Annotated in this window: 10 protein-coding genes and 6 pseudogenes; 12 read left to right on the top strand and 4 right to left on the bottom strand. The window is 63.4% G+C overall.

All coding sequences use genetic code 11. The features are described 5' to 3' along the window. The first annotated feature begins 1 nt into the window (after window position 1). The 7 genes and pseudogenes from AC0L2J_RS16025 to AC0L2J_RS15995 form a co-directional block, all read left to right on the top strand. A pseudogene (locus AC0L2J_RS16025) lies at window positions 2–309 on the top strand (ferredoxin). Then, complete coding sequence (locus AC0L2J_RS16020; RefSeq protein ID WP_473391876.1) at window positions 296–1,141, top strand: SDR family oxidoreductase; 846 nt, start codon at window positions 296–298, stop codon at window positions 1,139–1,141. The pseudogene AC0L2J_RS16025 and the gene AC0L2J_RS16020 overlap by 14 nt, the downstream one beginning before the upstream one ends. Beyond that, on the top strand, window positions 1,141–2,484 hold the full coding sequence (locus AC0L2J_RS16015; RefSeq protein ID WP_473391795.1) for a cytochrome P450: 1,344 nt from the start codon (window positions 1,141–1,143) through the stop codon (window positions 2,482–2,484). Before AC0L2J_RS16020 ends, AC0L2J_RS16015 begins: the two co-directional genes overlap by 1 nt. A 99-nt stretch (window positions 2,485–2,583) precedes the next feature. Further along, window positions 2,584–3,582 (top strand): polyprenyl synthetase family protein, encoded by a 999-nt coding sequence (locus tag AC0L2J_RS16010; RefSeq protein WP_473391791.1) that lies wholly within the window; start codon window positions 2,584–2,586, stop codon window positions 3,580–3,582. A 299-nt stretch (window positions 3,583–3,881) separates the two neighbouring features. Continuing rightward, on the top strand, window positions 3,882–5,432 hold the full coding sequence (locus tag AC0L2J_RS16005) for a hypothetical protein (protein ID WP_473391790.1): 1,551 nt from the start codon (window positions 3,882–3,884) through the stop codon (window positions 5,430–5,432). Continuing rightward, entirely contained in the window at window positions 5,429–6,331 is a 903-nt protein-coding gene (locus tag AC0L2J_RS16000; protein WP_473391787.1) for a terpene synthase family protein, read from the top strand. Before AC0L2J_RS16005 ends, AC0L2J_RS16000 begins: the two co-directional genes overlap by 4 nt. Next, window positions 6,318–6,583 (top strand): annotated as a pseudogene (locus AC0L2J_RS15995) (type 2 isopentenyl-diphosphate Delta-isomerase); the annotation flags it as partial. The gene AC0L2J_RS16000 and the pseudogene AC0L2J_RS15995, both read left to right, overlap by 14 nt. A gap of 4 nt (window positions 6,584–6,587) precedes the next feature. Here AC0L2J_RS15995 and AC0L2J_RS15990 read toward each other — a convergent pair. Next, window positions 6,588–6,824: pseudogene (locus AC0L2J_RS15990) on the bottom strand (MFS transporter); the annotation flags it as partial. Window positions 6,825–6,960: 136 nt separating this feature from the next. Here AC0L2J_RS15990 and AC0L2J_RS15985 point away from each other — a divergent pair. After that, window positions 6,961–7,713 (top strand): annotated as a pseudogene (locus AC0L2J_RS15985) (IS5 family transposase). Window positions 7,714–7,771: 58 nt separating this feature from the next. After that, window positions 7,772–9,274, top strand: a complete 1,503-nt coding sequence (locus AC0L2J_RS15980) for an SGNH/GDSL hydrolase family protein (protein ID WP_473391784.1) — start codon at window positions 7,772–7,774, stop codon at window positions 9,272–9,274. A gap of 149 nt (window positions 9,275–9,423) precedes the next feature. On the opposite strand, the pseudogene AC0L2J_RS15975 reads toward AC0L2J_RS15980, so the two are convergent. Further along, window positions 9,424–9,689 (bottom strand): annotated as a pseudogene (locus tag AC0L2J_RS15975) (aldehyde dehydrogenase family protein); the annotation flags it as partial. 433 nt (window positions 9,690–10,122) lie between these two features. On the opposite strand from AC0L2J_RS15975, the gene AC0L2J_RS15970 reads away from it, so the two are divergent. After that, complete coding sequence (locus tag AC0L2J_RS15970; RefSeq protein ID WP_473391781.1) at window positions 10,123–10,710, top strand: GNAT family N-acetyltransferase; 588 nt, start codon at window positions 10,123–10,125, stop codon at window positions 10,708–10,710. A 443-nt stretch (window positions 10,711–11,153) separates the two neighbouring features. Here the strand turns inward: AC0L2J_RS15970 and sbmA are convergent, their stop codons facing one another. Continuing rightward, the gene (sbmA, locus tag AC0L2J_RS15965) at window positions 11,154–12,389 is read right to left on the bottom strand and encodes a peptide antibiotic transporter SbmA (protein ID WP_473391777.1); all 1,236 of its coding nucleotides are present in this window, start codon (window positions 12,387–12,389) and stop codon (window positions 11,154–11,156) included. A 523-nt stretch (window positions 12,390–12,912) separates the two neighbouring features. Between sbmA and AC0L2J_RS15960 the strand changes: the two genes are divergently transcribed. Next, the gene (locus AC0L2J_RS15960) at window positions 12,913–13,188 is read left to right on the top strand and encodes an outer membrane protein (protein WP_473391774.1); all 276 of its coding nucleotides are present in this window, start codon (window positions 12,913–12,915) and stop codon (window positions 13,186–13,188) included. Window positions 13,189–13,399: 211 nt separating this feature from the next. Further along, window positions 13,400–13,741, top strand: coding sequence for a transposase DNA-binding-containing protein (locus AC0L2J_RS15955; protein ID WP_473254480.1), 342 nt, complete (start codon window positions 13,400–13,402; stop codon window positions 13,739–13,741). A 214-nt stretch (window positions 13,742–13,955) separates the two neighbouring features. Here AC0L2J_RS15955 and AC0L2J_RS15950 read toward each other — a convergent pair. Further along, window positions 13,956–14,537, bottom strand: a pseudogene (locus AC0L2J_RS15950) (IS5 family transposase); the annotation flags it as partial. Between the last annotated feature and the right edge of the window lie 24 nt (window positions 14,538–14,561).

Here is a 14,561-nt window from a genome sequence, read left to right as displayed (position 1 = left end):
GATGCGCGTCGTGGTCGACCAGGATCTGTGCGGAACCACCGGGCAGTGCGTGCTGACGCTGCCGGGCACCTTTCGCCAGCGCGAACCGGACGGCGTGGCCGAAGTGTGCGTGGCGACGGTCCCGCAGGTGCTGCACGCCGCCGTGCGGCTCGCGGCCAGCCAGTGCCCGGTCGCCGCCATTCGGGTCATCGAAAGCGACGCTGGCGATGACGAGCGCGCCAGCGCCGACCCCGCGCCTTCTCCGGCGAGGCCGAGCGGCAGGCCGCGAAAGACCAACGCAATCCACGAGGACACGATCGGACGGTTTGAAGGCAAGGTGGCCGTGGTGACCGGCGCCGGCGCCGGCATCGGCAAGGCATGCGCCATAGCCATCGCGCGCGAGGGCGGCAGAGTGGTGGTGGCCGACATTGATGGCTCGGCGGCCATCGCCTGCACCGCGCAAATCGCGGCCGAAGCGGGCCACGCGCTGGCGCTGGCGATGGACATCGCCGATGCGCGGGCGGTGGCAGCGCTGTTCGAGACGGCGGAGCGGCACTTCGGTGGGGTCGACCTGCTGGTGAACAACGCGAGCGCCATGCATCTGACCCCGCGCGACCGAGCGATCCTCGACCTGGACCTGGCGGTCTGGGATCAGACCATGGCGACCAATCTGCGCGGTAGCCTGCTCTGCTGCCGGCAGGCCATCCCACGGATGATCGCCCGCGGCGGCGGCGCCATTGTCAACATGTCGTCATGCCAGGGGCTCAGCGGTGACACCGCGCAGACGTCCTACGCCGCGTCGAAGGCGGCGATGAACATGCTGTCGGCCTCGCTCGCCACCCAGTACGGTCATGCGCAGATCCGCTGCAACGCGGTTGCGCCGGGTCTCATCATGACCGAGCGTCTCCTCGCCAAGCTGGACGAGGGCATGCAACGGCATCTGCGCCGGCACCAGCTCCTGCCGCGCGTCGGCCGTCCCGAGGACGTGGCCGCGCTGGTGGCGTTCCTGCTTTCCGAGGATGCTGCGTTCATCACCGGCCAGGTCGTGTGCATTGACGGCGGCATGCTGGCGCATGTGCCGACGTACGCCGACGGTGGCAACAGCCGCGCCGCGCGGCCTGCCGGCAACACCGCCGAAGCGGCTGCGGCGCCGCGCTGCTGATGGACATGCTGCTCAACCCGCTGGCGCGTCGGCACCGGCTGCGGTACGACATCCCGATCGTGCCCGGCGCTTTCCCCCTGGTCGGGCATCTTCCCGCCATCGTCTGCGACCTGCCGCGCCTGCTGCGGCGCGCGGAACGGATGCTGGGCAGCCACTTCTGGCTGGATTTCGGCCCTGCCGGACACCTGATGACCTGCGTGGATCCGGACGCGTTCGCGCTGCTCCGGCACAAGGACGTGTCCTCGGTGCTGATCGAAGAGATCGCGCCCGAATTACTTGGCGGAACGTTGGTCGCCCAGGACGGCGGCGCGCACCGGCAGGCGCGCGATGCGATCAAGGCGGCGTTCCTGCCCAAAGGGCTGACTCAGGCCGGCATCGGCAACCTGTTCGCGCCCGTCATCTGGGCGCGGGTGCAGGCGTGGCGTGACCGCGGCGACGTAACCATCCTGCGCGAAACCGGCGACCTGATGCTCAAGCTCATCTTCAGCCTCATGGGTATCCCCGCGCAGGACTTGCCAGGCTGGCATCGCAAGTACCGGCAACTGCTGCAGTTGATCGTCGCGCCCCCGGTCGACCTGCCCGGGCTGCCCTTGCGGCGCGGCCGCGCCGCCCGCGACTGGATCGACGCGCAGTTGCGCCAGTTCGTCCGCGACGCGCGCGCACATGCCGCGCGCACCGGGTTGATCAACGACATGGTGAGCGCCTTCGATCGCAGCGACGATGCGCTCTCCGATGACGTCCTGGTCGCAAATATCCGCTTGCTGCTGCTTGCCGGTCACGACACCACCGCCTCGACGATGGCCTGGATGGTGATCGAGCTGGCGCGGCAGCCTTTGCTGTGGGACGTCCTGGTCGAGGAGGCGCAACGCGTGGGTGCGGTGCCGACCCGGCACGCGGACCTGGCGCAGTGTCCGGTCGCTGAGGCCCTGTTCCGCGAGACGCTGCGCGTGCATCCGACGACCACGCTCCTGCCGCGGCGGGCGCTGCAGGAATTGCAACTCGGCCAACGGCGCATTCCCGCGGGCACCCATCTGTGCATACCGCTGCTGCATTTCTCGACCTCGGCGCTGCTGCACGAGGCGCCTGATCAGTTCCGCCTGGCGCGGTGGCTGCAACGCACGGAGCCGATTCGGCCGGTGGACATGCTGCAGTTCGGTACCGGCCCACACGTCTGCATCGGCTACCACTTGGTGTGGCTCGAACTGGTGCAGTTCTGCATCGCTTTGGCGCTGACCATGCACAAGGCCGGGGTGCGGCCGCGGTTGTTGAGCAGCGCCGAAAAAGGCCGGCGTTATTACCCGACCGCGCATCCGTCCATGAAAATCCGCATCGGATTCTCATGAGCTGGCATCGCTTGCGCCTGTGTGGCGAGGCAGCGACGCCGGCAACACCGCGGCGGCCCGCTCTGGCCGTCTCCTGTCAGGTACAAGGATATGAACAGCATGCAGACCGGTTCCACGCTACACGACGGCCGAACTGGCGTTTCCGCGCTCGGCGGATTGGGCGCGCAGGCGCGCGGCGCTTCCGGCAGGCTGATGCCTGAGATCTGGATGCAGGACGGCGCAAAGCGGGTCGAACAAGCGCTCGCGCGTCGTCTCTGGGTCGAAGACAAGGGTGAGACCGAGCTGATCGCGGCAATGCGCTACGCCACCTTGCATGGCGGGAAGCGCACCCGCGCCTTGCTCTGTCTGGCTGCCGGCACACTGGCCGACACGCCGGCGCACATGCTCGACGACGTCGGCGCCGCGATCGAGATGATGCACGCCTGTACCCTGGTCCACGACGACCTGCCCGCGATGGACAACGACGTGCTTCGCCGCGGCCTTCCGACCGTGCATGTCAAGTTCGGCGAAGCCACCGCGATCCTGGTCGGCGACGCGCTGCAGGCGCACGCCTTCCTGACCCTGGCGAGCCTGGATGCGCCGGGCGACAATCCTATCGCGCTCGTGCGCGAACTGGCGCAGGCGGTGTCCGCCGAGGGTGCCGCAGGCGGGCAGGCCATCGATCTGTCGCTGGTCGGAAAGCACGTCGAGCTGGACAGGATCGTCGCGATGCACCGGATGAAGAGCGGAGCGCTAGTGCGCGCGTCCGTTCGCATGGGCGCGCTATGCGCCATCTCGGAGGATGCCGCGCACGCTGCGCTGTACTGTGCGCTCGATCGCTACAGCGCCTGTTTCGGCCTGGCGTTGCAGGTGGTCGATGACATTCTCGATGCGACGGCGGATACCGCGGCGCTGGGCAAGACCCCCGGCAAGGACGCGGCGGCGCAGAAGCCGACCTGCGCGTCGATCATGGGGCTGCAGCCTGCGCGCCAGTTCGCGCTCGATCTGTTGCGCGACGCCGGAGAGGCCATCCTCCCGCTGGGGCCGCGTGCGGAACGGTTGGGGCAGATGCTGAAGCGGGCCAACGCGCATCTGTTCAAGCACGCGCCATGCGCATGAGCGCGCCCGTGCGCATGGAGTCGCCCTTGTGCCGCTGCGATCAGCCGGCGGTAGCGGTGCATGCTGCACCGTGTCCGAGTCCGCGGCGCCCATCGCAGCGGTTGCCCTGCACGGCCGCGGCGCGCTGCGGCCAAGCCTATGCGGCGGAGCGGCGCCAGCGTCGTTGGCGCGTCGCCGCGCCAGAGCAGTGCGGCCGTCCGGCGCTGCCCATCGGCCGGGCCGCGACGGACCTGCGACGACGTGCGCGGCGTCTGCCCGATCCTGGTTCTCGTCAACCGTCTGCAGAAGGAACATCCCGCGTGAACGCGCAGTCCGAACAGATCCTTTCCGAATTGCGCCACCTGCTGAGCGAGATGAGCGACGGGGGCAGCGTCGGTCCGTCCGTCTACGACACGGCGCGAGCTCTGCAATTCCACGGCAACGTCACCGGTCGGCAGGACGCCTACGCGTGGCTCATCTCGCAGCAACAGGCCGATGGCGGATGGGGAAGCGCGGACTTCCCGCTGTTCCGTCATGCGCCCACGTGGGCGGCGTTGCTGGCATTGCAACGCGCCGATCCTTTTCCCGGCGCGGCCGACGCGGTCCAGGCTGCAACCCGGTTCCTCGAACGCCAGCCCGATCCCTACGCGCATGCGGTGCCGGAAGACGCGCCGATCGGCGCGGAGCTGATCTTGCCGCAATTTTGCGGCGAGGCCGCATCCTTGCTGGGCGGCGTGGCGTTTCCGCGCCACCCGGCGCTGTTGCCGTTGCGGCAAGCGTGCCTGGTCAAGCTGGCGGCGGTGGCGACGTTGCCGAGCGGCCATCCGTTGCTGCACTCCTGGGAAGCCTGGGGGACCTCGCCGACAACCGCATGCCCGGACGACGACGGCAGCATCGGCATCAGTCCGGCGGCCACCGCCGCGTGGCGTGCGCACGTCCTGACACAGGGGAGCACGTCGCAGGTCGGGCGCGCGGACGCGTATCTGAAGGCGGCATCGAAGGCGACGCGCAGCGGCATCGAAGGTGTCGTTCCCAACGTCTGGCCGATCAATGTGTTCGAACCATGCTGGTCGCTGTACACCCTGCATCTGGCCGGGTTGTTCGCGCATCCCGCGCTCACTGAGGTGATGCGCGTGATTGTCGCGCAGCTCGATGCCCGCCTGGGTGTGCGCGGTCTCGGCCCGGCCTTGCACTTCGCGGCCGATGCGGATGACACCGCCATTGCGTTGTGTGTCCTGCGCCTTGCAGGCCGCGACCCGGCGGTCGATGCGTTGCGCCAATTCGAAAGCGGCGAGCTGTTTGTCACCTTCCCCGGCGAGCGCAATGCCTCGATGTCGACCAACATCCATGCCCTGCATGCGTTGCGATTGTTGGGAAAGCCTACCGCCGCCGCCAGCGCCTATGTCGAAGCCAATCGCAACCCGGACGGTGTATGGGACAACGAAAAATGGCACGTTTCATGGCTGTATCCCACCGCGCATGCCATCGCTGCGCTGGCGCAAGGCAACCCCCAGTGGCGCGACGAGCGCGCGCTGGCGGCGCTGCTGCGCGCGCAGCGCGGCGACGGCGGCTGGGGCGCCGGTCGCGCGTCCACATTCGAGGAAACCGCCTATGCGCTGTTCGCGTTGCACGTGATGGACGGGAACGAAGAGCCGACAGGGCGCCCGCGCATCGCGCAGGCGGTGGCGCGTGCGCTGGAGTGGATGCTCGCCCGCCATGCGGCGCATCCATTGCCGCAGACGTCGCTGTGGATCGGCAAAGAACTATATTGCCCCACGCGGGTCGTGCGCGTGGCTGAACTCGCCGGGTTGTGGCTGGCACTTCATTGGGGGCGGCGCGCCCTGGCCAAGGGAGCAGGAGCGGCGCCATGATCCAGACCCAACGCGCGCTGCAGCAGGTGCTGGAGTGGGGGCATTCCCTGACCGGGTTCGCCGATGAGCATGCCGTGGAAGCAGTCAGGGGCGGCCAGTACATCCTGCAGCGCATCCACCCGAGCCTGCGCGACGCCAGCGCCCGCACCGGCCGCGATCCGCAGGACGAAACGCTGATCGTGGCGTTCTATCGCGAACTGGCGCTGCTGTTCTGGCTCGACGATTGCAACGACGTTGGCCTGATCGCGCCGGAGCAGCTCGCCGCGGTGGAGCAGGCGCTGGGGCAGGGCCTGCCGTGCGCGCTCCCCGGATTCGAGGGCTGCGCGGTGCTGCGCGCCTCGCTGGCCGCACTCGCCTACGATCGTCGCGACTATGCTCAGCTTCTCGACGATACCCGGCGCTACTGCGCAGCGCTGCGCGCCGGACCCGCGCAGGCGGCAGGGGCGGAACGCTGGTCCTACGCCGAGTACCTGCACAATGGCGTCGATTCGATTGCCTACGCGAATGTGTTCTGTTGCCTGTCATTGCTGTGGGGGTTGGACATGGCGACCTTGCGCGAGCGTCCGGCATTTCGCCAGGTCCTGCGGCTCATCTCCGCGATAGGGCGTCTGCAGAACGATCTGCATGGACGCGACAAGGACAGGACGGCGGGCGAGGCCGACAACGCGGCGATCCTGCTGCTGCAGCGCTATCCGGCTATGCCTGTGATGGAGTTCCTCAAGGACGAGCTGGCCGGCCATACGCGCATGCTGCACCGCCTGATGGCGGAAGAATGCTTTCCCGCGCCGTGGGGAGCGTTGATCGAGGCCATGGCCGACATCTGCGCGCAGTACTATCAGACCTCGACCAGCCGCTATCGCAGCGACGCCGCGGGGGCAGGCCAGCGTGCGCCGGGCTGAACGCGCGGGAGGCGGAGGCGAGCGCCCGCTCCCCTCGGTCAGATCGGACCAACGCCGTCGCCCGATGGAGCGAGCATGAGCGACACCGCCATGAGCCCGTGCAAGGACGACTATCTGGACGTCGTGCTGGATCGGCGAACGGCACCGGCCCCGATCGCCGACGGCTGGAAGTATATAAGTTTCGAACACTGCGCATGCGACTTGGACCTGACGCAGATCGAGCGCTGCGCCTGGCTGGTGGGCAAGATCATGGCGCGAAGCGGCGTCCATAGCGATCACCGAGAAACCCGGTACGCAACGATCCCAGATCATGCCGACGAAGGTCGCGGAGATGAACACCGCATTCTGGGCGAGGGTCCAAACCTGGTCTTCAGCATCACGCTCAGCACGGCACCGGCAATGTAGATGAAAACATTCCGATGCCGATCAGCAGCATGATGCGGCCATAGAATGGCCCGACCAGCAGTCGATCAAGACGAGTGCCTGCGTTCACGGATTCGAGTTTGACGCTCTCCCTTGATGCGGACCGCCTTCTTCGAACGTCTGCCGCTTGTCTTCTGCTAGGGTCTGTACCTAATTAACTGCTTCTGATTCGCTCTTGCCAAGTTGATTCGGCATGGGGGGCTTCGATGCGCAAAGGACTGTTCTGGCTCAACGACAAGCAGTAGGCTCAGATGGACCGCAGCTGCCAATGAACCAGACCGCGCCGGCGCGCGAAGACGATCGACGCATCATCAGCGGTATCGTTCACATGCTCCAGTGCGGCGCACGCTCGCGCGATTGCCCGCCCGACTATGGCCTTACACGACAATCTACAATCGGTTCAATCGCTGGGCTAAGAGCGGACATAGGCAGGCTATCTTTGAAGCGCTCGCCCGCTGCGGCAAGGACGGCCTGACTTTGTCGATCGACTCCACCTCGATCAAAGCGCATCGCTCCGCGAGCGGGGGAAAAGGGGGGAGCATGACAGGCCGTCGGCCGCTCACGCGGGGGGCGGAGCACGAAAATCACGCGCTGAGCGACCCCGATTGCAAACGTTGCGCATTTCATCTCACTCCGGGACAAGACGCAGATATTGCCGCAGGCCGGCCCTTTTGAAACTCGCGGCGCCCATGTCTTCCCTCATTGGGGACAAAGGCTACGATGGCGACGGCTTTCGCACCGAAATGTCAATCGCGGCGCGAAACTCGTCATTCCGAACAAGTCCAACAGGGTGACCCTCCACAGCTTCAGCAAACGCGCCTATAAAGGACGCAACGTTATCGAGCGCTGCTTCTGCCGGCTCAAGGATTTCAGGCGTGTCTCTACTCGCTACGACAAACTTGCTAGAAACTTCTTCCGCCGTCCACCTCGCCGCCGTCGTCGCCTATTGGATCAATTGAGTCTGAACCCTAGCTAGTCTCTGTGGCGGCAGTTCTTCGTCTTGTGCGGTCCAAGAGCATGTCAAACAAACTAAGAAAATTGCGCATCTTTACCGACAGAGGTCCCCTGATTGCGCTAACCATCGCTGGGGGGATGGTGGTCGGCGTTGTCGGCCCGACGTCGGCGCAGTTCTTCAATTTCGGCGGATATCAGCAGCGGCCGCAGCCGCAACGCGGTGGCGGGTTCGGCGGCGGCTGGTTTGGTAACGACATGTTTGAGCCGTCTGCTCCCCAGCCTCGTTGGGATCGGCGGCAAACCTTGCCGCCCGCGCGCGAGGATTTTTCGAGGGCGCCCGCGGCCGGAAAGCGCGATACTGTACCGGAGCGCCATGTTCTTGTGCTCGGTGATGCCATGGCGGACTGGCTCGCCTATGGTCTTGAAGACGCCTATGCCGAACAGCCTGACGTGGGCGTGATCCGTAGACATAAGACCGTCTCAGGCCTTATCAAATATCAGCCGAAGGGCAATCCGGCCGATTGGGCCGCCGCTGCCAAAGGCATTCTCGCGACCGAAAAAGCGGACGTCATCGTCGTCATGCTCGGACTCGATGATCGAGTCGGGATGCGCGAGCCGCCGGCTGAGAAATCCGATATCAAGCCATCGGACAAAAACGCAGACAAGAAGGATGCCAGAGGCAAACCGGGCGTCAAGTCGGAGGGCGGTACGAACGTCGACGCGAAGCCGGATGGCAGACTGGTCGATACGGAATTGTCGCCAAATGACGCCGCCGACGCGCCGGCTATCGAACCGGAGAGTAGCACGCGCTCGCCGAAAGGCCTCTATGAGTATCGCGAGAAACGCTGGATCGAGCTCTACAAAAACAAGATCGAACAGATGATCGGCGTGCTCAAATCTAAGGGGGGCCCGGTGCTGTGGGTTGGCCTGCCGGTGGTACGTGGCCCTAAGGCAACAGCCGACACCCTGTTTCTGGATTCGCTCTATCGCGAGGCGGCCGGCAAGGCCGGCATCACTTATGTCGATGTCTGGGACGGCTTTGTCGATGAAGCGGGCCATTTTATGCAGCGCGGTCCCGACTTCGAAGGCCAGATCCGTCAGCTGCGCTCCTCCGATGGCGTGTATTTCACCAAGCCCGGCGCCCGCAAGCTTGCGCATTATGTCGAACGCGAAATCAACCGGTTGTTGGCTACTCGTTCCGCGCCGATCGCGCTGCCGACGGAACCGGCAACGCCCGATGTCAATGCGCTGCCGGGTCAACCGGACCTGCGCCCGCTCGCCGGACCGATCCTTTCCTTGGTGGCCCCCTCTTTCGGCGCCGATCAATTGCTCGGCGGTCCAGGGGCGCCGATGGCAATGGATGCGCTAGCAGCGCGTGTCTTGGTCAAAGGTGAGCCCTTGTCGGCACCGGCCGGTCGCGCCGACGATTTTGTCTGGCCGCGCCGCGAAGTCGGACGCGAACAGTCTAAGGATACTCCAATGGCTTCGGCTTCGCCCGATGATCGCATCCCGGTATCGGCGCCGGCGCCAATGCTAAAGCAGAAAAAGAATCGCAGCCAAAGGTGAGGCGCTGACGTTTTGGCCCGCAGGTTTCGCTCAGTGGGGCCGCTTCGGGGACAATCGCATCGGTTTGCGCCGGAGCCTGTGGGCGTGGCAAACGCAGTTCGCACCTGGAGCAGCACTGTTCAGCCGCTTCTGGTTGGCGTGTCGCGATATCAGTCGAACGGCTGCTCGTGCGTGGCGATCATCACGCTCTTAGTGTTGAAGCGGTTGTCGAAGGTTTCGGTGCGTATTCGCGGACGGTGGCGGAATAGCCGAGGCCCCCCCAAGGCGAGGCGGGGTCGAGCCGGTGATGATCGTTGACCCAGACGACGCCGGCCGACGAAGGGGCAACTCGATGCGCGCGGGCGACGTCACGGGTGCGGATCGCTGCGGCAAGGCCGAAGGGGAAGTCGTCGTTGGCAATCCTTAGGGCGAATGCCAAGCACCTACCTGGGCTGGCAGGTTCCAAATTATACTGCGGTGCTTAGACTCGTCGAGCGAATGCAACTCGCAGGCGAAACAAGATCACCTTGTAACTCAAATCGTCTTTTCGCTGCTTTCGGAAGGCTGGCAGAGTTGTCGACGCCGATAAAACGGACCCTTCCTACGGAAAGCGCTGGATCCAGATGACGCTCTCATGGCGAAAAGCACAAGTCCTCGCCAGATCCAGATCCGCGCCCAAGGTCAGGGCCTCCAGCGAGGAACCTCCGTCCGAAGCGGCCGTCGAAGGCGGTCTTCTGAGGCAGGATGAGAGCGGGAGACGGAAACTAAAGGGATCCGATGAATGTTCGGGGGCAAATCCATTCCGCTCACGTCCAAGGTATCGGTCCTGTGCTCCAACCTTCAACTCTGTGATCGAAAAGCGGTGCATCATGACAAGGGAGCCGGGCGTCACGTCGGCGAACGCAAGTATTCGGGCAAGAATCGTCTGGACGATTGTCCTCGGCTTTGCCGCCGATCCTTTGATGCGTTGGAGTTGGCCGGACCCTGGGCAATATCTTGGCAGCATGATTCAGTTCATCAAGGCCTGCGGCGGACGAGCATTCGAGCATGGCACAGCATACGTCACGGGAGAGACTCGCGCCGCGGCCCTGTGGCTGCCTCCGGGCGTGCAGCAGGATGAGGATTCGCTGGACGCAATCATGGCGCTGTCCCTGCGCCCGGAAATCAGCGAACATATGGCACACCTGCGCCAGGGAATGGCCGAACATCATCCCTCCGAGCCACATTGGTATTTGCCCCTGATTGCTGTCGACCCGAACTGGGCCGGACAAGGGCTTGGCACATTGCTGATGAAGTACGCTCTTCAACGCTGTGATGAGCAGGGCATCGCTGCCTACCTCGAAAGTTCGAATCCTGAAAACATTCTCTTTTACCAACGCCACGGGTTCAAGATTATTGGAGAGATACAGCACGGTTGCTCACCGCCACTTACGCCGATGTTGCGAAAGGCGCGTTGAGCGGAATTCGGAGATGCTTCGCATGCTGCGACTCCCGAAGCGTCCTTGAGACCCCGAACTGAGGCGCATTGCCCCATCCGGATTGTCACTGAACAACTTCTCGCCGGTGATTGGGTGGCTGCCATCGAATTGGTCCGGTGGCGTCTATGGCGGGAAAGATCAGCATGGGCGCGGGGCGGCAGGTGGTGTCGGCCGAAAGGGATCGTTGCCGGTCGGCCACCCGGGCGAAAAGAGGCGCATCTCGATGCGATATGCGCGACGACCGGCTGGCATCGCAAGTATGCGGTGCGTGCAATTCGGGAACGCGCAACAGTTGGACCGAGGCCGGTCTAGGCACCGCGAGAGCACAAGCGTTGATATGGGGCTACGATCAAGGGACGCGATGACCGCAGTGTGGGGCGTCGGATCGGGTCTGCGGCAAGCGGCTCAAGGGCCGGGTTTCGTCAACTCCTGCAGCTACGCCAATCATGAGGCCGCTCCTTTTGTGTCTCGATCGACGGCAGTGGCCCACCATGGATCTTTGCCTCAAAGCTCCGTAGCCGCTGATAGATCGAGATCAGTTCGACGATCGTGCTCCAGGAGTTGACGAGATACTGAAACGAGGTTCGTACTTGCGTGAACGCGTTGAGGATCTGGTTCATCGCGCCGAGGGTGATCTTGCCCGCGATGATTGTGGGCGCAAGCAGCAGATAAGGAAAGATGACGTCAGTCTGGAGATAGACGATCCGGCCGATATTGAAGTACATGAAGCTCAGATAGAGCCGGAAGTAATTCCTGCGAATGTCTCTAAACAGCACGCTCAATGTCGGCGCATTGGCACGCGCCGTATCATCCTCGCCGAGCACGAGCTCCTTGCGATAGGCCGCTTCGACCCGCTGGTTGAAAAATTCAATTCCGGGCAGGCGGATGCCGATAAGCGCGAGAACGCCGGTGCCCAGGATTGACCAGATCACCGCGGCGAACACCAGCGGATAGGGAATCGAGCCGAACAGAGGCAACTCCGTGACGTTGCTGGACAGCCTCACCAGAACCGGCAGGAAGGCCAACAGTGTCAGCACGGCGCTGATGAGATTAACGCCTAGACCTTCCATGGTGCTGGCGAAACGCATGGTGTCTTCCTGGATGCGCTGGGAGGCGCCTTCGATCGTGCGCAGCCGTGGCCAGTTGGCGACATAAAAATCGTTCATCGCCGTGCGCCAGCGGAAGATGTAGTGGCTGACGAAGAATCGCGTCATCACGCCGACCACGACGGCCACGAGCGCGATACCGGCAAAGGTCGACAATTCGTTGTAGAACTGCTCAACCGTGACCGGCGCCGATTTTGAAAGCGCAGCCTGGACCAGGTCGTAGAACGGTCCATACCAGCTGTTGATCGCGACCGAGACCTGGACCTGAAAGTAAGAGGTGAACAGGATCAGCGCCGAACCAAGAATGGACCACGTCGCCCAGGGATGCGGGGCAAATAACATCCATGCAGCCGCGAACACCGCAACGGCCAGCGCAAAATAGAGATCAAACCACAGCGCCGAGGCCGACCAGAACGTCGCAAGCCCGACCGGCTTCTCCGGGGCTTGAAAGAGATTGCCGGCAAATACATACCAAAACGCCATCGCCAATGCCGTCCAAAGAATTGACGACGCAAAGAACAACTTTGGTCGAGGGAAGAATGAAACGAACATACTCGCTGTCCTTTATCGACTCAGAACTTCAGCTCAGAAGATGAACACACCGCGGCCGCTGGCCACCACCGGTCGGCAAGCGTTATCGGCGATCTGGGCATTGGCGGTGTGGTAGGAAGCCTCGGGTGGAGAACGGCTCGCTCAACCAATAAGCAAAATCCTTCGGGCCGCATCCTGCATCCGCCGAGGGCGGAGGTTGTGTTTCGCATGCTCTGTCGACACGTCGGTATGAACGGCGGCTTGGCCTCAAGCTCGAATTGCTGGGATTCCGATGGCGGTAAGCCTGAGGGCTGTCATGATGCGACCAGCGGAAGCGTGGGTGGCCAGATCGGCTATCGATGGCAGATGGGCCCGATCGTGCTTGGTCTTGAAGGCCAGGGGAACTGGGCTGATTTGACCGGCTGGAATCCCAGCGCTGCTTTTTTGGATATCAACCAGACCAAGATTGATGCGTTCGGCCTGGTAAAGGGCAGATCGGTTATGGTTTCGACAACGTACTGCTTTAGGCCAAAGCGGCGCCGCGGTGACGAGCAACACGTTTCGAATCATCTGGACGACGGGCGAGCTGGGTGGAGAAAGCAAGCACGTTCTTTGGGGCGGCGCGTTGGCAGCCGGTATCGAGTACGGCTTCGCACCGAATTGGTCGGTTGGGTCCGAGTACGCACACCTGTTCATGCGGCCTGCCATGGTCAGCTTCACCGAGCCCGCTGGTGGGATCGACCGCGTCCGCCAAGATTTGGATCTTCTGACTGCACGGCTCAACTATAAGTTTGGCGGCCCGATTCTTCTCAAATATTGATCTATCGTTCAAAAGGTAGATAAGGCCTTGGCCCATGGGCCGGGGCCTATTTTGGTGCGCCAGGCATGGCGCGGAGCGCCGCGACTGGCGCGGTTGACCGGCTTTCAATTGTCCATAACTTTCTCCGCTTGAGCTGATCCGCCGATCAGCAACATCTTGAAGAATCGCTTGTGGTTCCTTGCTGAGCACCTGATGCGCGAGGGGGTGCTCTATGGGGCTCACATTGAGGGATCGATCGGCAAAAGGCCGTTTGCGATTTGTAGGCGGTGAATGTTGGATTGATCGAGAGACTAGTGGATGCCAGTCTAGGGACGCGCGGCTCGGCGACAGATTCCGCTGCTCACGCAGATTGGAAGCGCCATCGGACAAAGTATTCCGCTCGTCTGCCAATTGGGCGAATACCAAGGCAGCTTATCGCTTCTTCTCTAATGACCGGGTCAGCGAAGCGGACATTCTGGCGGGCCACTTTCAATCGGCGCGTGAGCGCACGATTGCCGCCGGCGGTCCGGTTCTAGTGCTCGATGATACGACCCAGTTCAGCCATCAAAGATAGAACTCCGACCGATCGGAATCACGAAGAGCATAAACAGCGGCCGGGGACAAGGCGGGCTGCCTGAGCTCGCACACGGTTTGCGGCATCCTGATGCACTCGAGCCTGGCGGTGACGACTGAAGGGCTCCGCCTGGGCTGGCCGCCGTCAAATTCCGGACCCAGAAGAAATTCAAGGGGCCGCCGCGCTCAAGAAGACTAGGATCCAGATTCAATTGCCAATATGCGACGAGAGCGGCAAGATGCGCAGCGGCCAAGAAATTCCGGCCGAGCTTGTCGCACCGCGGGGCGATGCGCCGGAACTCCTTGAGCCTGCAAAAGCAGTGTTCGAGACGTTTCGGCCTTTCTAGGCGCATTTGTTGAAGCGCTGGACGACAACACGGTTACATTTATTGGGGATTACGGGTTTCGCGCCGCGACGAACGATTTCGCCGCGAAGCTTGTCGCCGTCATGCCCTTTGTCGGCGAGGAGCGCACTGATAGGTGGCGCGAGCGCCAGGACATCGGGAGCCGCTGCGATATCGACATCCTGGCCTGCCATCAGATGCAGGACGACCGGCCGGCAAAGGGATTGCTCAGCGTATGGAGTTTCGTCGTGCGGCCTGCGCGCGAGCGGCCGATTGCTTGATTGTGCTCCCCCCTTTTCCGTCGGACGCACACCGGTGAGCTTTAACCGAGGTCCAATCGAGCTACAGCACAACACCATCTTCGCCAGGCTTGGCCAGCGGTTCGAAGATTGCGCACCATCGGCCTCGCTTGGCCCAGCGATGAAGCGATTCGTAGATCGTCGTGTAAGGGCCATTGCTGTGGAAGGAAAATAGAAA

The sequence above is a fragment of the Bradyrhizobium sp. MV1.5 genome (assembly GCF_055807615.1).
This window is presented reverse-complemented; position numbering and strand designations above follow the sequence as displayed.